The following is a 19,298-nucleotide window of genomic DNA, read 5'->3' on the forward strand; positions in this document are numbered from 1 at the left end:
TTCGGGCATTGGGTGAATGGGGCCTCGGGCATACGGGCCGAAGGCTTCGCACAGCGTGCGCGGGTAACGACGGGTGTTCATCACATGTACCCCAGCAAAGAGCCCATAGGAGCGAAGAAAACACCCACGATTCGGATGATCAGCATGGCCGTCACAGGACCGTCTGCCATCTCAAAAATCTTGTAGATGTTCCCCAGCCAACCAATGAAGGCGAGAACGAAAAGGACGATTCCGGCGAACTGGAGAAAGTAGGCTTTCATGCTTTCCTCCAGCTACGCTTGTTGCGTTCAAGCCTGCTCGGCTTGATCTCTTCCAACTCCAGACTCCCCATGTCCGTATCCGCCCACTCGCTCATTCCGAAGTCGTGGGCAAGGGAGAACTGCGAATCACGCTCGTCCAAGTGGCGGATTTCGATGGGAGCCTCTTGGAAGTCGCGGGCTTTGATGACGCGGCCAATGCGGCGGGCCGATTCGGTGCCTTCGCTGCTCATTCGCCTTCTCCGGTGGCAAGCTGAATCACGCGATGCGCGTCGGCTCGGTTTTCTCCGTGTGATGAGCCCTCAACGTAGGCTGTTTGGCGGCGACTTTCCGGCCACCAATGCACAACGCGATCTCCGATAACGGTCACCTTGAGCCCTCCGGGTTCCATGCGCTCAATCAACTGGAACTCGGCCTCGCGCGTCAGCTTCTTGAGTTGCTTGAGGCTCATGCTTGCTCTCCGGTGGCTTTGCGGATGGCGGCATTGACCCGAACCCACCATTCGCTGCCCTCGGTGCGCATAGGCTGTTCAACGGCCTCAAGCAAGACGGACAACAAATCAGGCGCGGCAGCTCGGATGCGCTCATGAGCGGCAATCACATCCGCCGCGAACTCCAGCCGCTTGTGTCCTTGAGCGTCTCCGTACTGAAACTCTCCGTACTTGTCGGCGATGGCGAGAACTTGCTCGCGCGTCAAGCTTGGTGTGTGCTTGCTCATGCCGCCTCCATGTATTCGCTCACCAGACCCTCGATCACCTTCTGCGTGTAGCCGTCAGCCAGGTATCGCGCACGAAGCTCTTTGACCGCTGCCAACACAAGCTCATCCGACTTGTTCGACAGGATCACTTTCAGCAGCTCGGGATTGCTCACCGCTCCGTAGATCAGCGTGGGCTTGTGCAGAGTGGGCGTGAGGTCGCTTTCAAAGGTGGCGACCCACTCGGAGAAGGTTTCGCACGTCAGATCAGCGTTTGCGCCGGTGACTTGCTCGCGTGCGATGACCTCGGCCATCGTCGTATCCGGTGCGTTCCAAGGCGCGCTCGGGCTGTAGTAGCTGACGCCGGGAGGAAGGTTGCTCACTGCATCTCTCCTGTGGGTTAGGCGTCTGTGTTGAGCACCATCCAAACGACAAACGCTTGGAACTCGGGCTCATCCTGGGAGACGGTGAAAACCGCTCCGCTTTGCTGAGTCACCTCAAGCGCGCCGCTTTCAAGCCTTTTGATGCTGCGGACTCGGTTTTCTTGACGAACCGGAGTGATGCGGGCTTGGGCATAAATCCGATCTACAAGCGTGCTCATCTCGTCTCTCCTGTATTTGCCTCTGGTGAGGCGATGGATGCAGTTTAGAGAGACGTAAACCAGCAGTCAAGCAAAACCTAAACCGTCCGGCGTGAAACGTCGGTCATCCGATGAGCGGCGATGCGAACGGGCAACAAAAAACCCGCTCGAGGCGGGCTAGCTCATCTCAGCGCGCGAGGGTCAGTCACGCTTGATCCAAGAGTCGTCGCAAGGCCACGCTTTCAACAAAGATCGCCTAGCTATCACGGCGATGTCTTGATGATTGTTCTCGGGCGCAGACAACAACTCCTTGCGCACGATAGCGGCAGCTTGGGAAACGCTAGCGCCCTTGGGCGTGCAAAACGACGGAGCGTACTGCGCGCCCGCTCTTGCCGCAGATATTCCGTTTACCCGCACAAGTGTTTCAGCATCCAATAACCCGCGTGCGTAGGTACTCAAGAGCAGATCACCGTCTCTATCTGCGGGCATGAGTTCCAAAACCTGGTTTCCGGTTAGCGCCCAAGACTGACCGGCGGCCACAATCAGTCCAAGCAGCGCAGCTCGTTTCATGCTACAGGAACCTCGCGCCAACCTTTGCCCTGCATGCAACTGGCGTAAACCATCATCTGCTGCATTTTGGTCGCCAGGGGTACGGAGAACGTCGCCTGCATGCACTGGCCTCGGTCTCGCATGAACTCGTCTTCAGTCGATCCAGCTTTGACCCACACGGTTTTGGGCTGGCTCGCACAACCGGCAAGCACGGCGGCGAGCACCAGGGCGTACAGCTTCATTTCTTGGCCTTCTTGGTCACGGGTTGTTCAAGGGGCGGAGCTGGCGGAATGTGGGTCGGATCAATGCCATTTCTGGCAAGGATCATGAACCACCGGAAGCGCTTGCGCTCGGCCTCGTCCATCTTCTCGAACTGACGCGCGATTTGTAAAGCCTCTTCGCTCAGGCTGTCACCCTCTTCATGGGGGATAGGCCGGTCGAAGTAGTTCGCTGGCAAGCCGAGGCTTTCGACTAGACGCTTGGCGGACGTGTCTCCGAAACCGTCCGCCAGAAGCTGGGAAAGCCGGCCCTTCGTGATTCCTGCCGCTCGGATCAAATCCGACCGTTCGTTGTTGAACCGGGTGCGCAGCAAGTGCTTGAGCCAGTGCTTGCGGACTTCTTCCATGGTGTTGGTCATCCTAGCGACAGGCGGTTTAGGTAAACCTTGACGCCATGGTTTACGAACATCTAAACTCGGGCCATGGAACTCAAGACATGGCTTGATGCCGAGCGGGGCCGATACACCGCACTGGCTGCACACCTTGACGTCACCGTGGGCCGCATCAGTCAGATGGCGGACGAGGGCGTCCCCGTGAAGTACATGCAGGCCGTTCGGGCGTTCACCAAAAACAAGGTGACGCTCGAAGAAATGGTCAAGGCGCGCACGCCTGACAGTAAGACCGCCGAGGCGGGCTAAGGACGTTTCGTTCTGCATGGACGAATCGTCCTTTTTTTCGCCTGAAACCGTCACCCCTAACCGACCCTAAACCTTAGGGAGCCCCTGATGAAGCTGTTCTACGACGACGAGTTTGATGCCATCCGCCAAGCCATCAGCGACTGCGGAAAGCCTTTCAAGCTGGTTGCAGCGCACATGTTCCCCGACATGAAGCCCGAGAGCGCCTACGCCAAGCTCAAGCGCTGCACCGACTCTCAAGGCGACGAACGCCTGACCTTCGGCCAGGTGGTGCGCCTGATGGCCTTCTGCGAGTGCTACGACCCGCTGATGTACGCCTGCGACGAGACGCTGCATGCGCGCCCTGATCGCAAGGCCCCCGAAGACGAGGCCATCAAGCTGGTCGAGGTGGTCAACAACGCCGCGCAGACCATGAACCACGCGCTCAAGGCCATTGAACAACTCAAGGCCCGTGGTGGCATTCGGGTGGTGGCATGAGATTAGTCGTCATTGACGCCACGCACGGCGTTTATCGGGTCTTTGAGGGCCGCAAGTTCCTTGCCGAGTACCACACGTTTCCCGGCCAATTGGCTACTGCTGAGCAGGTCGAAGAGATTCGATTGGCCGACGTTGAGCAGCAGCAAGGAAACCCCGCATGACCAAGCCCAACACCCACGCCAACGAAGGCAGCGCACAGCCCATGAAGGGCCTGTCCAAGCGCGCACAACGCGAACTCGCACCCCGCAAGGCCAGCGCCTACAGCTTTGCCAAGCCGAACAAGCAGGGGAAGAAGTAAATGCGCGACTACGGCAAGGTTTCCCCGCAGTTCTGGATTGGCCGGACGGGCAAATCCCTGCGCGGCAATGCCGAGGCTCAGGTGCTCGCCCTGTATCTGATGACGAGCCCTCACGCCAACATGATCGGCGTCTACCACTGCCCGATTGCCTACATGGCACACGAAACCGGGCTGACCATCGAAGGGGCTTCGAAGGCCCTTCAAAGCCTCATCGATGCGGACTTCTGCACCTTTGATGCGGTTGATGAGTACGTGTTTGTCCACCAGTTCGCACTGCACCAGGTCGGCGAGTCGCTGGCGGCATCGGACAAGCGATGCAAGGGTGTTGAAAACGAGCTTGCCAAGGTTCCGAAAAACCAATGCTGGCAAGCATTTAGGGCTCGCTACGCGGTTCCCTACAACCTGCCGATTCCGCATCAAAACGCAAGCCCCATCGAAGCCCCTTCGGAGCCCCTTGCAAGCCAGAAGCAGAAGCAGAAGCAGAAGCAGAAACAGAAGCAGGAGCAGAAAGAGGGAGGCGCGCCGCGCAAGCGCAGCGCCCCCCACGACCAACCTTGCCCGCACGACGTTGACCAGCAGACGTGGGCTGACTGGCTGACCCTGCGAAAGAAGAAATCCGCCCCGGTGACCGAAACCGTGGTGAACGGCGCTCGGCAAGAGGCTGAGAAGGCGGGGATGGCCCTTGATGCGTTCTTGCAGGTGTGGTGCCTTCGCGGATCGCAGGGCATGCAGGCGGACTGGCTCAAGCCGCATGAGCGCCAGACGCAAAGCCGGATGACCTTTGCCCAGCAGGACCGAGAGGACGGCATGCGGCGGTGGGAGGAGATGACCGGCCGTATTCACCCTGACCGCAAGCAAGGCGGCGAGGTGATCGATGTCGATGGGTTCGAAATCTTGGGGATTCAGCGATGAGCCTTTCACTGCAAGCGATTGACCGTCTGTTCACGCGTATGTCGGTGACCTACGGCGAGGCGTGGAATAGAAGCCTCGGACAAGCGCCGATCAACGATGTGAAGTCCGTTTGGGCGCATGAGCTTGGCGTGTTTGCCAATAGCCTCACGCGCATTGCTTGGGCACTGGAGAACCTTCCGGCCAAGTGCCCCAACGTGATCGAGTTTCGCAACCTCTGCCGACAGGCACCCATGCCGGAAGCGCCTCGACTGCCCGAGCCGAAGGCAGACCCTGAGCGCGTGCGTGCCGAGCTGGCAAAGCTGGGCGACCTCAAGGTGAAGGTGCAGACCAAGGGCGGTGACGGCAGGGAATGGGCTCGAAGCATCCTGCGCCGCTACCAGGCATGCGAGCGGATCAATCCGACCGTGCTGCGTTTCGCCCGCGAGGCGTTGAAGGAAGCCGCATGACCCGCCGCCACGCAGCCATTGAGCTTCTGCGCCACGGCCCGCTGTCTGCGCATGAGTTCAGGGAAATCACTGGCTGGCCCCCAAGGGTGTGCCGGTGGGTTCTTTCGTACCTCGTTGACCAACTCGGATCGGTTGAGCGTGTTGGCGGGGCTTATCAACTTGTGGAGACGAAAGCATGAACTGCAAACCCGGTGATTTGGCTGTGATCGTGAGAAGCGGAGCTCAAAACGCTGGAAAGCTTGTTGAGATTGCTCGACCAGCAACGCAAGCCGAAAGGAAGATCTTTGATCACCGCCGCGAAGGATTTCATTGGTGGGTCTGTTCAATTGGAACTCCAATAGTGGACTCGTGGGGTGATGCTCGGATGGAAACCGCTTTGCCAGATGCGTGGCTCCGCCCAATCCGCGACCCCGGAGATGACGCCACCGACGAGATGGTTCAGCTTCTCGGCAAGCCTCAAGAGGTGACGGCATGAGCGAAGAGCACAAGCTGGACAAGTTCCACAAGCACGAAGCGCTAGACCGCGCTTGGATCATGTTCCAGATGGTCAACGACTGGCTTGTCGATCATCCCTACATCGAGGCAGACGCCGTGCTTTCGCCAATGGCAGGGGCTGCGAGTCAAGCGCTCTGGAACCTCTACCAAGAGATTGGGGCGCGTGAAGAGATGGGGATCCCTCGCTGCGATGTCGTCCCCCTTCCCGTGATCAACATGCCCGAGGAATCGGACCTCATGCGTTCTTTGAGCCGTCGTGCTGCTGGAGGTGGGGAATGAACCTTGACCAACTCTGCGCAGAAGCCCTCAAGCGGATCGCGCATTACGTGAACCTGTCGGCTGCGCAGCACCTTTACATGCTGCGGGGGAAGGTGAAGAAATGAGCGAACGCCTATCCCTTCCGATGTGGGAGCCGGTGCAGGCTCACAAGGCCCTGAACGCCACCATCTGGCCCACCCTTAAGGCAATGCTCATTGCCGGTCACCGCATGGTGGTCGAGGTCAAGCCGGAAACCCGCAGCCTGGCGCAAAACCGCCGCCTGTGGTCGATGCTGACCGACATCAGCGAACAGGTGGACTGGCACGGCCGAAAGCTCACGCCCGAGGACTGGAAACACCTCTTTACCGCGAGCCTGCGCAAGCTGGATGTGGTGCCGAACCTTGATGGCTCTGGCTTTGTGGCGCTGGGCTTGTCCACCTCGTCCATGACCAAGCGCGAGATGAGCGACATGCAAACGCTCATGGAGGCTTTCGGCGCAGAGCGTGGCGTGATGTTCAGGGCTTGGGAGGAAGCGTGAGGCAAGTAGCCGTTCTTTTCGCCCGTGCTGACAGCGTTTACAAGACCTTGCCAAGTGTTGATGTTTGGGATATCGAGCGCGATGCCCGCAAGTGGCCTGGGGGCTGTCCTGTCGTCGCGCATCCTCCTTGCAGGGCATGGGGAAGGCTTCGGGCTTTCGCTAGGCCGCGCCCTGATGAAAAGGATTTGGCACGCTGGGCAGTCGCTCAGGTACGCGAATGGGGTGGTGTGCTGGAACACCCGGAGTCATCGCAACTTTGGGTTGATCAGGAATTGCCACGCGGTCAAAAGCGCGACGAATTCGGCGGATGGACTCTGCCGATTCATCAATGGTGGTGGGGGCATCGAGCTCAGAAACGAACCTGGCTTTACATCGTTGGCATTGAACCGCAAGACATCCCCGCAATACCGCTGCGACTCGGTAAGTCGGATTGCCGCATCAGGCTAGACAAGCGCAGGCCAGACGGAACGCACATTCGCAAAGGCGATCCTGATTATCAACCTTTACTTGGTGATGCAGAGCGTGAGCATACGCCGCCGGACCTTGCTTATTGGCTGGTTGAATTGGCGCGAAGGACAAACGTATTGTCGGAGGCGGCATGACCTTCCGCCGCACCCGCTGTCCACATTGCCGAGCGAAGCTCGAAGAAGGCCAGCGCATTCACCCTGATTGCATAGCCCCATGGGCAGAGGCACAGGCAGCAAAGAAAGAGCGCGAGGAAGCGAAGAAAGCTCGAATGGCTGCAAAGGTTGACCGGGCACTGACCAGAGAGCGCAAGGAAGCTCTAAAGACGATTCCCCAACTCATCAAAGAGGCACAGCGTGAGTTCAACCTGTACGTGAGGACGCGAGATGAAGAAAAGCCTTGTATCTGTTGCGGTCAGCGCCCTGTGTCGTCCGCAGGACTCAGTGGACACCTTTGGGATTGTGGGCATTACCGGTCCACTGGCAGCGCCTCGCATCTTCGATTCAACGAAGACAACGCGCACCGTCAACTTGTCGTCTGCAACCGCTATGGAGCGGGTAGGGCGGTGGACTATCGAATCGGCCTCATTGCTCGCATCGGGTTGGCCCGGGTGGAAGCCCTAGAGGCCGACAACACCCCGAAGAAGTGGACGAGAGACGAACTCATCGCCATCAAAGAGAAGTACAGGAACAAGACCAAGGAACTGAGGAAGCAGCAGGCATGACGCAACGCAAAAGCATGGGACCGCCGAAAGCGGCAGCAAACCGGATCGTGTACGAGCGCCTTCGCCTCGATTGCAAGGAATGCCAGTGCTGCGGCAAGAAGTGGCACTACAAGCGCGAGAAGGAAACCGGCGTCTGCGTTCAGGTGAACATTGGTGGCCGGATCATGGCTGTTCGTCGGGCTATGTACATGGCCGCGTTCCCTGACAAGCCGATCCAGTGGGGACGACGGGTTACCTCGCGCTGCCAGAACGAGCATTGCATCAACCCCGAGCTGTTGGTTCAGGTGACGGCGGGAACGCTGCTCAAGTCGCACTACGACAAGGGGATCAGAGACCGACGCAAGGCCGCTGCTCACCTGGCGAAGTGCAAGCCAGCCACGAAGCTGACGGCAGAGGATGCGCTTTCGATCATGCTGGACGACCGTTCTGCGCCAGCCGTCGCAGCCGATCTAGGCGTGTCTCCGGCCTACGTGAGAGCCATCCGCCGGGGTCATTCTCAAGTGCAGGCCAACCCATTTGCGGGGCTCATCCGATGACCTGTGAAGCCTGCCAGGAAGCCGAAAACAACCCCCTAACCGGCCTGATCAACGCCGGATGCAAGGGGTGTGCAGCTCGCAGCCTTGCGAAGTCCCCGGACTACTGTGAATCGGTGCGGATCAAGGATTTCTCCCCCGCATACCGCAAGGCGCTACAGACGACCTTTGGTGAAGACAGGGCAAAGGGGCATGAGATGGTGAAGGAATGGGCCGAGAGGCTGAAAGGAGCGCAATGACCGACCACCCATCAATCACCGAGCGGTACATCACTGCAAATGGGGCGACAGACGTCATCACCGCTGCTGGGTGGGTGGCTCAACGTCACGAGATGGCGCTGATGCTTTGGGCGGTCATGTACCAAGGCAAGACCAGCCAAAAGCACCGATTGGCCGAAATGCTGGGCGACCACCTGAATCGGGCAAAGGAAAAGCGCAAGACCTTGAAGGGTGATGCATGGAAGATCGCCCGAGAAATGCTCGCCTGGCATTGCGAGGGGGTGTGCACGGCTTGCGACGGCCGGGGCTATGAGGCCATCCAAGGAACGCCATCCCTGTCGGACAACCTGTGCAGCCATTGCCACGGCTCAGGAAAGCGCCCTTACCCCCGTGACGCCGCCCATGTTTGGATGGAGCAGGAGCTAAACCAGCTTTCCGCAATTGCCGCAAACGAGATGATGAAAAGACTTGCACGTGCGCTTGACTTCTGATATCGTGGGCCGGTCGATAAATTCCCGGGACCGGGAAAAGAGCAAAAAGTGACGCCCCCTTTGTGTGGGCAGAACTGTCACTATCGAATTCAGAGCCTCCCACAGCGGAGGCTTTTTCGTTTCTGAGCGTCACACAGTAGGGCGCTTGGCCGGCCCAAATAGTGGGGTCGAGGTCCGAAGGCTGGCGGAACAAACCTCGCCCACGAACTAACCCAGCACGCTGCCTCAGATCGGAGCCAACAAGCAGGGGTAAGCGACCCAGGGGCATTGCCGTTACCTGGATGGCGCCTGCGGCATACATCGGGCTTAACTCGGGCCGGAAGGGCCGCCGGATGCGTAACCGGCTTCGTTTCCGCAGGGCCGCATCCACCGCCCAAGCCACGTAGTTGACCGCAAGGGATACGTGCCCTGCTCCTACAAAGTCAGTGAACACTGACAACCTGACCTGACAGGCTTTCAGGGTCCGCCCAGCAGGGCGAGTGACAAGGGGCTCAACATGGGCCGACCATCCAAATTTGAAGAGGCCTTCATCGCGCAGGCGGAGAAGCTGTGCAAGCTTGGTGCGACCGACATGGAAATCGCCGATTTCTTTGAAGTTGAAGTCCGCACCTTGTACCGCTGGAAAGCAGAGCATCCTGAGTTTTGTCAGGCCTTAAAAGCCGGGAAGGATGTGGCTGACGAAAGAGTCGAGCGCAGCCTATACGCAAGGGCCAACGGCTACGAGCACGACGAGGTCGACATCCGCGTGGTGGACAAAGAGATTGTCCAGACGCCGATTCGCAAGTACTACCCACCCGACACGACCGCTGCAATCTTCTGGTTGAAGAACCGCCGCCCTGAGCAATGGCGTGAAACGAAAGCCGTCGAGTTGACCGGCTCTAATGGTGGACCGGTTGTGATCCAAGCCACTGCGGCGGATGAGCGGATTTAAGCTCACAGCCAAGCAGGAAGAAGCCCAAGACGCCTGCGCATCGGACAGCACGCATGTGATGCTGTTTGGTGGCTCCAGGAGTGGCAAGACGTTTCTTCTGGTGCGCAATCTGGTGATGCGTGCGCTGAAGGCTCCGGGAAGCCGCCACGCGATCTTCCGCTTTCGCTACAACCACCTAAAAGCGTCGGTGGTGCTGGACACCTTCCCGAAGGTGATGCGTGTGGCTTTCCCTGGTGTGCAGTACACGATGCACAGTCAGGACGGTTACGCAGAACTGGCGGGTGGTTCTCAAGTCTGGTTTGCTGGTCTTGATGACAAGGACCGCACCGAGAAGATTCTCGGGATGGAGTTCGCAACGCTGTACTTCAACGAGTGCAGCCAGATTCCGTATGGGTCGGTGACAACTGCGCTCACCCGGCTTGCTCAACTTGCCGAGCAGCAGGTGCAGGGCAAGCAGTCAAGACCGCTGAAACTGCGGGCGTTCTACGACTGCAACCCGCCGAACAAGTCGCACTGGACTTATCGGTTGTTCGTGGAAAAGGTCGATCCAGAGACGCGCGAGAGCGTGCGAAAGCCGCTTGATTACGCCTCGTTCCAGATCAACCCAAAGGACAACGTAGCCAACCTATCGCCCGAGTATCTGGCGACGCTTGAGGGCCTTCCAGCTCGGATGCGGGCTCGCTTCCTCGAAGGTCGATTCGCTGACGCAAACCCGAATGCGCTGTTTCCTGAGGAATTCACGGATAAGTGGCGCGTCGAGGATGGTGTGGTACCTGACTTCGTTCGCGTCGTCGTTGGTGTTGACCCTTCAGGTTCTGATGATGTGGACAACGCAGACAACGACGAGATTGGCATTGTCGTTGGGGCGCTAGGCACGGATGGAAACGCCTACCTGCTTGAAGACTGCACGATCAAGGCGGGTCCGGGAACGTGGGGCAAGGTCGCCACAAACGCTTATGAGCGCCATGAGGCCGATTGCGTGGTCGGTGAAACGAACTTCGGCGGCGCGATGGTTGAGCAAACGATCAAAGTCGCTCGGCCAGGCACAAACTTCAAGAAGGTGACGGCCTCTCGCGGCAAGGTGCAGCGAGCGGAGCCGTTCTCAGCCCTCTACGAGCAGGGCAAGGTGCGACATGTAGGCCGGTTCGTGAAGTTGGAAGACGAACTCGCTGGGTTCTCAACGCATGGCTTTACCGGCTCGCACAGCCCTAACCGTGCTGACGCTTGGATTTGGGTGTTGGCTGAGCTTTTCCCAAGGCTCACCAAGACAGACAAGCGCGAGAAGAAAGACCCGAACGTACATCGGCACTACAGCGACACCAATTCATGGATGGGCGCATGAAACAACACTTTGAGAACGAACACGCAAGCTGTGAGGTGGTGAAGAACCCCGAACTGCCGCCAGAGATGGATCGCGTGCGCGAGCTGGTGAAGGTCTGGACCGATCCGGAACATCGCAAACAAGGCCACGCAACCGAGCTTGTGAAGTCTGTGTGCGAGGAAGCCGATGCCCATGGTGTGGTGCTGATCCTTCAACCGCGCCCGTTTGGGCATGTTCAAGGTCTCAAGGCTCTTGAAGGTTGGTATCGGCGCTTCGGGTTTGCCCGGACGCAGGACAACCCGGTTCTGATGGCTCGGGCTCCCAGTTTCCGCCCTCGCTTGAGTGGTGTTGCGCAAGCAATCGACGGGGTGGTGCGTGGCTAAGCGCGGCTCTAAGGAACTCGTCAAGGACGACGGCAAAGAGCCCAAGACCATTGTCGAGACGGCAAAAGCTCGGTATGAGCGCGCCAAAGAGGCTTATGAAGCCCCTCGCATGCTGTCGATTGAGGACACCCGTTTTGTTATGGGTGACTCTGACAACGGTTGGCAGTGGCCGCAAGCGATCTACCGTGACCGGGCGAACATCAACAAGAAGCCGTGCCTGACGGTAAACGTTACGGCGCAGCACTGCAACCAGATCATCAACCAAATTCGCCAGAACCGCCCCAGCGCGAAGATTCTGCCGGTTGACGACCATGCAGATGTGGAGACCGCAAAGATTCTCGGCGGCATGCTGCGTGCGATTCAGGCGGAGAGTTCGGCGGACACGGCCCACGACACGGCAGCAGAACACGCGATCTACGGCGGGGAAGGGTACTGGCGCATCGTCACCGAGTACGAGGACTACAACTCCTTCAACCAAGTGATCCGCGTCAAGCCGATCATGAATCCGCTCTTGGTCTACGTGGACCCGGACGCGAAAGAGCCGGATCGTTCTGACGCTCGGTGGGGGTTCATCTTTGAGGACATCTCAAAGGAACTCGCAAGGGAAGAACACCCGGACATTGACCCGTCGAGCTGGGTTGAAGACCCGAAAGGCTGGGTCAAAGGCGACAAGGTGCGCCGCGCTGAGTATTTCTGGTGCGAGTACGCCGACGACACGCTCTATCTCTTGGAAGACGGCACGACCGTTCTCAAGAGCGAGTTTCCGGAAGACTTCGCGGTCAAGGATGGCTTCGTTCAGAACGACGGCGTTCCGGTGATTGGCGTGGTGTTTGAGCGCCCGACCAAGCGCAAGCTGTGGAAGTGGTGCAAGTTGCTGGGCGGCGAGACTGAGCCCGTCGATAAGCGCGATTGGCCCGGTCAGTACTTCCCCATCATCACGGTGCTTGGGAAAGAGGTGAACGTCAACGGCGACATCATCCGCAAGGGGATTGTGCGCGACCTCAAAGACCCGGCGCGGATGCTGAATTACAGCTTTTCCGCTGCTGTAGAAACCCTCGCTTTGCAGAACAAGGTGCCTTATCTGGCCCCGACTGAGGCGATTGAAGGGTTTGAAGACATCTGGGGGATGGCGAACCTCGAAAACCGTTCGTATCTTCCCTACAACGCTTTCGACGACGAAGGCAAGCCGCTCCCGCAGCCGCAGCGCCAGCCCTCGGCAACGATGCCCACGGCTCAGGTGCAGATGCTCCAGTTGGCAACCGAGCAAATGCGCGCCGCTTCTGGTCAGCAATCGGCCAACTTCGGCATTCGTTCCGAAGCGCAGTCGGGTGTGGGTATTCAGCGCCTGAAACAGCAAGGCGAGATTGCTACCTTCCACTTTCCGGACAACCTGGCCCGTGCGCTGAAGTACGAGGCCAAGGTGATTCTTGACCTGATCCCGAAGGTGTACGAGCAGCAGAGGGTTGTTCGCATTCTTGGGCTTGATGGCAAGCAGGATTCCGCGTTGCTCAACCCGGACATGCCTGAGGCTTATGCGGAAAGCAACTCGGCGGTTGACAAGATTTTCAACCCGGGTGTGGGTCGGTATGACGTCGTTATTGACACCGGCCCGAGCTATGCGACCCAGCGTCAGGAAGCCTCTGCGGCGATGACTGAGTTGGCGTCGAAGTACCCGCCGCTGATGGATGTGGCGGGCGACATCGTGATGAAGACTTACGACTTCCCGATGGCCGATGAGCTGGCCGAGCGGATGAAGAAGCTTCCCACGATTGCGCAGTTGGTCGATGACGACAAGGGCAAGGAAGGGATTCCTCCCCAAGCGCAGGCGGCCATGCAGCAGATGCAGCAGCAGATGCAGCAGCTTGACCAAGCTATTCAAGGCATGGAACAGGAGTTGTCGCAGACGCAGGACAAGCAGCGACAGGCCGAGTTGAAAGCGCAGATGGAGGAATCCAAGCGCATCAAGGCGGAAACGGAGAACTACGTTCTCAAGGCGCAGCAGCAACTGCAATCGGCAGAGCAAGAGGCGATGAGCCGCGTTCAGCAGGCCATGACGCCGCCCGAACCTGTTGCGCCGATGGAGCCCGAGAACGAGGCCGAGGAAGCGGCAGAAGCCGAGGCGGAGGCGCAAGAGATGGCAGCACTTCAAGAGCTTGCCGGGATGGTTCAGCAGCTTGCGGGCCAGAACGAGCAGGTGATGCAGGCCGTGCAAGACAGCGCACAAATGACCGTGCAGGCCATTGCGCAGATGCAAGAGGCGCTTGTGAAAGCTCAGACCGCACCGAAGCGTGCGACCTTGAGCAACGGGCGAACGATCGTTATTGAAAGCGGCCAAGTGGCCTGAAAGGTACTGAATGGCAACGTTCAACAAAATCCCCGGCAGCCGAGAGGCGCTTGTTGAGTCGATCAACTGCGGCTCGGATCAGTGGGCAATCGCCCTGACGAACACGGCTCCGACTGGCACGGCGTTCACGGCTGGTACGTCTGACCTCGCAACGGGCGGCGGCTACACCCAAGGCGGGGCCAACGTCACGACGACCAGCTCGACGGAATCGGCTGGCACGTATCGCCTGATTCTTTCCGATCCGCCGACTTGGACTGCATCGGGTGCGAACATCGGTCCTTTCCGATATGCAACGCTTGTTGACAAGACCGTCAACCTGCAAGTTGGCTATTGGGACTACGGTTCAAGCATCACGCTTCTGTCGGCCAACAGTGACACGTTCACGGTTGACCTTGACAACACCAACGGTGTGATTTCGCTCGGCTGATAGGGGTTTGAATGCCTGCAATCACGCAGCGTCGGACCAAGGGTAGCGAGCTAACCTACAACGAGGTCGACGACAACTTCCAGAAGGTTCACCCGGTTCTGCGGTCGATCCTCGACAGCGCCGCGACTTCGTTCTGGAACAACACGCGCACGCGCGGCGGGATGGCTTCGCCGCCGACGATCACTGTGGGCACATCGACGGCACCCGCAGGGTTCACGCGGTCGTTCGTGTTCGGCGCTGCGGGTGCGCCGTTTATCAGCGGCGGCGGCGTGCCGTCAACCACCTCGGGCATCACCACGTTCCCGGTGTGCACGGTATCCGGCAGCACGAAGGAGCAGGTGTACTGGCGCGTCGAGACGATCCTCGACGGCGACGAGATTGCGTTCCTGTTGAGTTCGGTGACGTCCAACGGCTACCGCTTTCTGGTGGACGGCCAGTACGTCAGCCTCACCGGAACGACCTCGGCGGCTGGCTCGGAACGCTACTACACGCTGACCTTCCCGACCCGCGCGCGCCGTCGCATCGCGGTCGAGGGTCAGGGGGCCATGGTGTTCGGCCAGGCCCGGGTGAAGTTCACCGACACGCTCACGAAGCCAGCCGAAGGTCCGACCATCTACGTGGTTGGCGACAGCAACTGGACAGCCAGCGGTGAGGCTTACGAGGGTGACGGCGCAGGCGCTGTGATCTGGGACCACCTCGGTGTCCGCGTGGACTCTGGCGGCGCGTTTGGCACGGGCTTCATTGCCAACGACAGCGGCACGAAGAACAACTACGCAGCTCGGCGCACGGATTGGACGACCACCAGCCCTGACGTGGTGGTTTTCAATATGTCGATCAACGACTTTCAGTCGCTCCCTTCTAATGCGACGATCAAATCGGCCGTCGCTACAGAGTTGATCGCGGCACGAAGTGCGCTGGGCCCGCAGGTGCCGATCATCGTGTTCGCCGAGTCGATCCAGAGCCGCGAGAGCTGGGTGGGCGCAGGCCTACTTACGAATGTCCAAGGATGGGAAACGGCCGCAGCCGAGGCCGTGAGCGAGCGCAACGACGCGCTGATGGCGTTCATCCCGGTGATAAATTCCAGCGAGCAGCCGCCGTTCCATGGCGTGGATGGAACCGACAGCAACTTCGCGGCCATCTACAACAACGGAACGAACCACCTGAACGCCGCTGGCTATCGCTGGTGGGGCCAGTGGTACGCGCTGCAGCTCATCCGCAAGATCGCCGAAATGGCGGGCGTCGAGCCGCCGACGTTTGAGGTTCCGCAGGCCCCGATCAGCGACTGGTCCGAGCGCCGACTGACGGCGGACGAAGCGCGCACGAACGACACCAGCACTCAGAACTGGTTCTCGTCGGCCGGCAGCCTGCCGCTTCTGGCGAACTCGACCTACGAGTTCGAGGGCGAGCTGTACATGACCCAGGGCTCGACGAGCGCGGGCATCAACCACCTGTTCGCTGCGCTGTCAGGTGCTTCGACCCGCTGGTCTTTCGTGGGCGCAAAGGCAAACGACACCACGCAGGCCACGGCTGTTCGTTCGGGCTTTTCCAACACATTCAACACGGCCCGCAACGTCACGACGGCAAGCACTGTTACCGGCAGCTTTGTCCGCGTGCGCGGCGTGGTGCGCACGACGACGGCTGGCAACCTGACCCCGCAGTTTTCGCAAACGGCGGCGTCCGGCGCGTGCACGGTCCTCGCTGGCACGTTCTTCAAGGTGCGCCGCGTTGGGTCCAGTTCCTTCGTGAACAGCGGCGACTGGGTGTAAGCCATGGCATACGTCGCCAGCGGCTACTGGGCCACCGGTTATGCCGAGGGCGAAAGCGGCGGGACCAACTACACGCTCACCTGTGATACGGGGAGCTATTCACTCACTGGAATTGATGCCCAGCTAAGGAGGGGGTATCAGCTAACGGCAGACGTCGGGGCTTACACCCTGACGGGTCAGGCAGCAACGACCAAGCGGGGGTATTCGCTCACCGCTGATGTGGGTTCGTACAGCCTGACGGGCCAAGATGCACTTCTGCGGCGTGGATACAGCCTGACGGCGGATGTCGGGGCCTATTCGCTCACCGGACAGGATGCACAGCTTCGTCGGGGCTATTCGCTGGTTGCCGATGCGGGGGCCTACACCCTCACCGGGCAAGACGCGACCCTGACGTATTCGGCGGGTGGGACGGCGTACACGCTGACCTGTGACACGGGCTCGTACTCGCTCACGGGGTACGACGCAACGCTGACATACACGCCGGGTGCTGCGAACTACACGCTTGTTTGCGATACCGGGGCCTACACGCTGACGGGCGTCAGTGCTGGAACCACCGCAGCGCGCAGGCTGATCGCGGATACCGGCTCGTACAGCCTCACGGGTCAGGCGGCGGGAACAAGCCTTGACCGCCGGCTGGTTGCTGACGTTGGCGCATACACGCTGACTGGCAACGATGCCACGCTGACCGCTACTGCGACGGTCAATTACACGCTTTCTTGCGAAGCCGGGGCGTACGTCTTGAGTGGTCAAGACGCTCAGTTTGTTGATGGAACTCGGTCGGCTCAACTGTCCCCGGGTTTCCTGTGGATGCTTCGGCGTCGCAAAGAGCTAGAAGACGCTTTGCGCAGCGTGCCGGAGCCCGTTGCAGAGGTCATCAAGGCAGAGGCTCCGAGGGCGCTGGAAAAGCCCAAGGCGCAGGCAAGAAACGAACTAAGGAAGGCTCTTGAACTAGAGAACCTTCCGTATCGAGCGGCTTACACGCAAGCCCTTGAAAGGCTGGTGCAGCAAATGCGCCAGCAGCAAGAAGAAGACGACGAGGAAGAAGAGGCGGTCGCCGAGGCCCTTCTTTACATCCTGTGATCACGCCGTAAGGCCGCACGCCGAAGCGTATTCGGTACGGGTCCAAGACCCTCCTTTAACGAAGGTAAACCATGCCTGACGAACTGTTGGCAGGGCAAGACACGCCCGCGAGTAGCGAAGCTCAAACCCCTGCGCCTGCCCAGCCAATGGCAGGAGCCGAGAACACGGGCGCGGAGACCGTGGAATCTCAGGAAAACCAGACTCCGAACGAGCCGAAGAAGGTAACTCTCACCGAAGAAGAGTTGGCCGACCGGATCGAACGCGCAACAGCCAAGGCAGCCGCCAAGGCCGAGCGCAGGGCACTACGTGAAGCAACGGAGCGACTCAACCGTGCCGCAATGCAACAAGCCCAGCCTGCGCAGCCTCAGAACGATGGAAAGCCTCAACGCGGTCAATACGCGGACGAGGAATCCTACTTTGATGCGCTGACGGATTGGAAGCTGGAGCAACGCGACCGCACCGAGAAGCAAGCGAAGCAGCAAGAGCAGATTCAGCAAGTGGCGCAGAAGACCGAGCGTCTCTATGCCGAGGCCGAAAAGATTCCCGGCTTTGACAGAGACGATTTTGATTCTCTGCCGCTCACGCCTGTCATTGCTCAAGCAATCAACGATTCGGATGTTGCGCCAAAGCTCATGGCTTACATGGCGCAGCACCCGGAAGACGTTGCACGAATCGGAGCCCTGCCACCGGCCCGACAGGCTGTCGAGATTGGCAAGTTGGAAGTAAAGCTTTCAACGACTGCCAAACCCCCCAAGAGCCCCGCACCGATTGACCCAATCGGCGGTGGCTCGTCGCCCGTGAAGTCGCTGACGAACATGAGTGCCGAGGACTACTACCAAGCACGCATGAAGCAGCGGCCCGTTTGGGCGCGTCGGTAAACCAATAGCGGCCTCACCGTCGAGAGACGTCGGGCCACCCCTCCATTTCTAACGCCGAGAGGCGCTGAAAGATTGCAATGACCAACACGCTCGTCACTTGCAGCATCGTTGCCAAAGAATCGCTTGCGATTCTGAAAAACATGCTGTCGTTCTCCGCCAACGTCAACCGTGACTTTGAGTCGGAATTCACCTCCAACATGTCCCGTGGCTACGCTCCGGGTCAGACCATCAACATCAAGCGCCCGCCGCGCTACACCTACCGTTCTGGCCGGGTGGCAGTGCCTCAAGCGACCGTAGAAACGACTGTTCCCCTGACCCTGAACCAAGGCGGCTGCGACATCAACTTCACCAGCATCGAGCGCACCCTGTCGATCACCAAGCTGGAAGACAAGCTGATGGCAGCGATGGCCCCGGTTGCCAACGAAATCGACCGTCAGGGTCTGGAGCTGGCCCGATACAACGTGTACAACGCGCTGAACCCGACCGGTGCCCTGCCTTCGTCGGCCGCAAACGCGATTGCCGCGATGACTTCGCTGGGCCAGCGTCTGGACGAGATGGCCGCTCCGCGTGACCGTCGCCGCGCCCTGATCTCTAACCCCGCTCTGAACGCTGCTCTCGTGCAGGGTTTTGGCGGCTACTTCAACAACCCGTCGAAGATCAGCGATCAGTACAACACCGGCATGCTGTCGGACTCGTTCGGCTTCGTGACCGGCATGGACCAGAACGTGGCCGTTCACACCAACGGCGCGGCGACTGCCACCAACATCAACGGCGCTGGTCAAACCGGCTCTACGGTGACGGTGGTGGCGACCACTGGCGGCACGCTGACCCGTGGCACTGTGATCACTCTGCCCGGTGTGTTTGCGGTCAACCCGCAATCGCGCCAATCGACTGGCCAACTGGCTCAGTTTGTGGTGACCGCTGACGTTACTGTGGGCTCAACCTCGATCCCCATCAGCCCCGCCATCGTGACCTCGGGCGCGTTCCAGAACGTGACGGCCTCGCCGACCACCGGCCAGCCTTATGTCATCGTTGGCGCGGCCAGCACCAACTACGGCTGCAACGTGGCGTATCACAAGGATGCGTTCACGCTCGCCATGGTGCCGATGTGGGCACCCCCGGGCGGCAAGGGTGTGATCGACGTGGCTCAAGAGACCATGGACGGTTTCACTCTCAAGGTCACCGAGTTCTACGACGGTGTGAACGACAACTCGATCATGCGTATTGACGTGCTGTTCGGCTGGGCTGCGACCTACCCCGAACTGGCGTGCAAGTACTACACGGTCTGAGTGATGTGAACAGAGAAGGCCCCTTCGGGGGC

General features: G+C 59.7%; 32 protein-coding genes. 22 read left to right on the forward strand and 10 right to left on the reverse strand.

Features of this window, described 5'->3' with window-relative positions; genetic code table 11:
* Window positions 1-80: 80 nt before the first annotated feature.
* The 9 genes from G9Q37_RS05290 to G9Q37_RS05330 all read right to left on the reverse strand — a co-directional run bounded on the left by G9Q37_RS05290 (window position 81) and on the right by G9Q37_RS05330 (window position 2,716).
* Window positions 81-260: a hypothetical protein gene (locus G9Q37_RS05290; protein ID WP_166225573.1), complete on the reverse strand. Its 180-nt coding sequence runs from the start codon at window positions 258-260 to the stop codon at window positions 81-83.
* Window positions 257-490 carry a hypothetical protein gene (locus G9Q37_RS05295; RefSeq protein ID WP_166225576.1) on the reverse strand — a complete coding sequence of 78 codons (234 nt, stop codon included), beginning with the start codon at window positions 488-490 and terminating at the stop codon, window positions 257-259. The genes G9Q37_RS05290 and G9Q37_RS05295 overlap by 4 nt, the downstream gene beginning before the upstream one ends.
* Window positions 487-708 carry a hypothetical protein gene (locus tag G9Q37_RS05300; RefSeq protein WP_166225579.1) on the reverse strand — a complete coding sequence of 74 codons (222 nt, stop codon included), beginning with the start codon at window positions 706-708 and terminating at the stop codon, window positions 487-489. Before G9Q37_RS05300 ends, G9Q37_RS05295 begins: the two co-directional genes overlap by 4 nt.
* The gene (locus tag G9Q37_RS05305; protein ID WP_166225582.1) at window positions 705-974 is read right to left on the reverse strand and encodes a hypothetical protein; all 270 of its coding nucleotides are present in this window, start codon (window positions 972-974) and stop codon (window positions 705-707) included. Before G9Q37_RS05305 ends, G9Q37_RS05300 begins: the two co-directional genes overlap by 4 nt.
* Window positions 971-1,333 carry a hypothetical protein gene (locus G9Q37_RS05310; protein ID WP_166225585.1) on the reverse strand — a complete coding sequence of 121 codons (363 nt, stop codon included), beginning with the start codon at window positions 1,331-1,333 and terminating at the stop codon, window positions 971-973. Before G9Q37_RS05310 ends, G9Q37_RS05305 begins: the two co-directional genes overlap by 4 nt.
* 17 nt (window positions 1,334-1,350) lie before the next feature.
* Entirely contained in the window at window positions 1,351-1,551 is a 201-nt protein-coding gene (locus tag G9Q37_RS05315; protein ID WP_166225588.1) for an FAD-dependent oxidoreductase, read from the reverse strand.
* A 180-nt stretch (window positions 1,552-1,731) separates the two neighbouring features.
* Window positions 1,732-2,100, reverse strand: coding sequence for a Rap1a/Tai family immunity protein (locus tag G9Q37_RS05320; RefSeq protein ID WP_166225591.1), 369 nt, complete (start codon window positions 2,098-2,100; stop codon window positions 1,732-1,734).
* A complete protein-coding gene (locus G9Q37_RS05325) occupies window positions 2,097-2,321 on the reverse strand; it encodes a hypothetical protein (protein WP_166225594.1) in 225 nt (74 codons plus the stop codon). The genes G9Q37_RS05320 and G9Q37_RS05325 overlap by 4 nt, the downstream gene beginning before the upstream one ends.
* On the reverse strand, window positions 2,318-2,716 hold the full coding sequence (locus tag G9Q37_RS05330; RefSeq protein WP_166225597.1) for a hypothetical protein: 399 nt from the start codon (window positions 2,714-2,716) through the stop codon (window positions 2,318-2,320). Before G9Q37_RS05330 ends, G9Q37_RS05325 begins: the two co-directional genes overlap by 4 nt.
* Window positions 2,717-2,779: 63 nt before the next feature.
* Between G9Q37_RS05330 and G9Q37_RS05335 the strand changes: the two genes are divergently transcribed.
* Together G9Q37_RS05335 and G9Q37_RS05340 are read left to right on the forward strand one after the other, a co-directional pair.
* Window positions 2,780-2,995, forward strand: coding sequence for a helix-turn-helix domain-containing protein (locus tag G9Q37_RS05335; RefSeq protein WP_166225600.1), 216 nt, complete (start codon window positions 2,780-2,782; stop codon window positions 2,993-2,995).
* A gap of 87 nt (window positions 2,996-3,082) precedes the next feature.
* Window positions 3,083-3,469: a hypothetical protein gene (locus G9Q37_RS05340; protein ID WP_166225603.1), complete on the forward strand. Its 387-nt coding sequence runs from the start codon at window positions 3,083-3,085 to the stop codon at window positions 3,467-3,469.
* Between the two features lie 2 nt (window positions 3,470-3,471).
* On the opposite strand, the gene G9Q37_RS05345 is transcribed toward G9Q37_RS05340, so the two are convergent.
* Window positions 3,472-3,615: a hypothetical protein gene (locus G9Q37_RS05345; RefSeq protein WP_166225606.1), complete on the reverse strand. Its 144-nt coding sequence runs from the start codon at window positions 3,613-3,615 to the stop codon at window positions 3,472-3,474.
* Between the two features lie 11 nt (window positions 3,616-3,626).
* On the opposite strand from G9Q37_RS05345, the gene G9Q37_RS05350 reads away from it, so the two are divergent.
* From G9Q37_RS05350 to G9Q37_RS05445, 20 genes are all read left to right on the forward strand, one after another.
* Window positions 3,627-3,767: a hypothetical protein gene (locus G9Q37_RS05350; protein ID WP_166225609.1), complete on the forward strand. Its 141-nt coding sequence runs from the start codon at window positions 3,627-3,629 to the stop codon at window positions 3,765-3,767.
* Window positions 3,768-4,679, forward strand: coding sequence for a DNA-binding protein (locus tag G9Q37_RS05355; protein WP_166225612.1), 912 nt, complete (start codon window positions 3,768-3,770; stop codon window positions 4,677-4,679).
* Window positions 4,676-5,125 carry a hypothetical protein gene (locus G9Q37_RS05360; protein ID WP_166225615.1) on the forward strand — a complete coding sequence of 150 codons (450 nt, stop codon included), beginning with the start codon at window positions 4,676-4,678 and terminating at the stop codon, window positions 5,123-5,125. The genes G9Q37_RS05355 and G9Q37_RS05360 overlap by 4 nt, the downstream gene beginning before the upstream one ends.
* A 175-nt stretch (window positions 5,126-5,300) precedes the next feature.
* Window positions 5,301-5,600 (forward strand): hypothetical protein, encoded by a 300-nt coding sequence (locus G9Q37_RS05365; protein WP_166225618.1) that lies wholly within the window; start codon window positions 5,301-5,303, stop codon window positions 5,598-5,600.
* Window positions 5,597-5,899, forward strand: a complete 303-nt coding sequence (locus G9Q37_RS05370; RefSeq protein ID WP_166225621.1) for a hypothetical protein — start codon at window positions 5,597-5,599, stop codon at window positions 5,897-5,899. Before G9Q37_RS05365 ends, G9Q37_RS05370 begins: the two co-directional genes overlap by 4 nt.
* A 100-nt stretch (window positions 5,900-5,999) precedes the next feature.
* On the forward strand, window positions 6,000-6,416 hold the full coding sequence (locus tag G9Q37_RS05375) for a recombination protein NinB (RefSeq protein ID WP_240936526.1): 417 nt from the start codon (window positions 6,000-6,002) through the stop codon (window positions 6,414-6,416).
* Window positions 6,413-7,018 carry a hypothetical protein gene (locus G9Q37_RS05380; RefSeq protein WP_205710725.1) on the forward strand — a complete coding sequence of 202 codons (606 nt, stop codon included), beginning with the start codon at window positions 6,413-6,415 and terminating at the stop codon, window positions 7,016-7,018. The genes G9Q37_RS05375 and G9Q37_RS05380 overlap by 4 nt, the downstream gene beginning before the upstream one ends.
* Entirely contained in the window at window positions 7,015-7,605 is a 591-nt protein-coding gene (locus G9Q37_RS05385) for a recombination protein NinG (protein ID WP_166225624.1), read from the forward strand. Before G9Q37_RS05380 ends, G9Q37_RS05385 begins: the two co-directional genes overlap by 4 nt.
* Entirely contained in the window at window positions 7,602-8,141 is a 540-nt protein-coding gene (locus tag G9Q37_RS05390) for a hypothetical protein (protein WP_166225627.1), read from the forward strand. The genes G9Q37_RS05385 and G9Q37_RS05390 overlap by 4 nt, the downstream gene beginning before the upstream one ends.
* Window positions 8,138-8,377 carry a hypothetical protein gene (locus tag G9Q37_RS05395; RefSeq protein WP_166225630.1) on the forward strand — a complete coding sequence of 80 codons (240 nt, stop codon included), beginning with the start codon at window positions 8,138-8,140 and terminating at the stop codon, window positions 8,375-8,377. Before G9Q37_RS05390 ends, G9Q37_RS05395 begins: the two co-directional genes overlap by 4 nt.
* Window positions 8,374-8,847: a DnaJ-like cysteine-rich domain-containing protein gene (locus G9Q37_RS05400; protein ID WP_166225633.1), complete on the forward strand. Its 474-nt coding sequence runs from the start codon at window positions 8,374-8,376 to the stop codon at window positions 8,845-8,847. Before G9Q37_RS05395 ends, G9Q37_RS05400 begins: the two co-directional genes overlap by 4 nt.
* A 496-nt stretch (window positions 8,848-9,343) precedes the next feature.
* The gene (locus G9Q37_RS05405) at window positions 9,344-9,778 is read left to right on the forward strand and encodes a helix-turn-helix domain-containing protein (protein WP_166225636.1); all 435 of its coding nucleotides are present in this window, start codon (window positions 9,344-9,346) and stop codon (window positions 9,776-9,778) included.
* Complete coding sequence (locus G9Q37_RS05410) at window positions 9,765-11,120, forward strand: phage terminase large subunit (RefSeq protein ID WP_166225639.1); 1,356 nt, start codon at window positions 9,765-9,767, stop codon at window positions 11,118-11,120. The genes G9Q37_RS05405 and G9Q37_RS05410 overlap by 14 nt, the downstream gene beginning before the upstream one ends.
* Entirely contained in the window at window positions 11,117-11,482 is a 366-nt protein-coding gene (locus G9Q37_RS05415) for a GNAT family N-acetyltransferase (RefSeq protein ID WP_166225642.1), read from the forward strand. Before G9Q37_RS05410 ends, G9Q37_RS05415 begins: the two co-directional genes overlap by 4 nt.
* Window positions 11,448-13,826: a portal protein gene (locus tag G9Q37_RS05420; protein WP_166225645.1), complete on the forward strand. Its 2,379-nt coding sequence runs from the start codon at window positions 11,448-11,450 to the stop codon at window positions 13,824-13,826. The genes G9Q37_RS05415 and G9Q37_RS05420 overlap by 35 nt, the downstream gene beginning before the upstream one ends.
* 10 nt (window positions 13,827-13,836) lie before the next feature.
* The gene (locus tag G9Q37_RS05425; protein ID WP_166225648.1) at window positions 13,837-14,253 is read left to right on the forward strand and encodes a hypothetical protein; all 417 of its coding nucleotides are present in this window, start codon (window positions 13,837-13,839) and stop codon (window positions 14,251-14,253) included.
* Between the two features lie 11 nt (window positions 14,254-14,264).
* Window positions 14,265-16,019, forward strand: a complete 1,755-nt coding sequence (locus G9Q37_RS05430) for an SGNH/GDSL hydrolase family protein (RefSeq protein ID WP_166225651.1) — start codon at window positions 14,265-14,267, stop codon at window positions 16,017-16,019.
* Window positions 16,020-16,022: 3 nt separating this feature from the next.
* Window positions 16,023-17,099: a hypothetical protein gene (locus G9Q37_RS05435; RefSeq protein ID WP_166225654.1), complete on the forward strand. Its 1,077-nt coding sequence runs from the start codon at window positions 16,023-16,025 to the stop codon at window positions 17,097-17,099.
* 71 nt (window positions 17,100-17,170) lie between these two features.
* On the forward strand, window positions 17,171-17,977 hold the full coding sequence (locus G9Q37_RS05440; RefSeq protein WP_166225657.1) for a hypothetical protein: 807 nt from the start codon (window positions 17,171-17,173) through the stop codon (window positions 17,975-17,977).
* A 77-nt stretch (window positions 17,978-18,054) separates the two neighbouring features.
* Window positions 18,055-19,266, forward strand: coding sequence for a P22 phage major capsid protein family protein (locus G9Q37_RS05445; RefSeq protein ID WP_166225660.1), 1,212 nt, complete (start codon window positions 18,055-18,057; stop codon window positions 19,264-19,266).
* Window positions 19,267-19,298 lie beyond the last annotated feature (32 nt).

Source organism: Hydrogenophaga crocea, assembly GCF_011388215.1.
In the GTDB taxonomy this organism is placed as follows: domain Bacteria; phylum Pseudomonadota; class Gammaproteobacteria; order Burkholderiales; family Burkholderiaceae_C; genus Hydrogenophaga; species Hydrogenophaga crocea.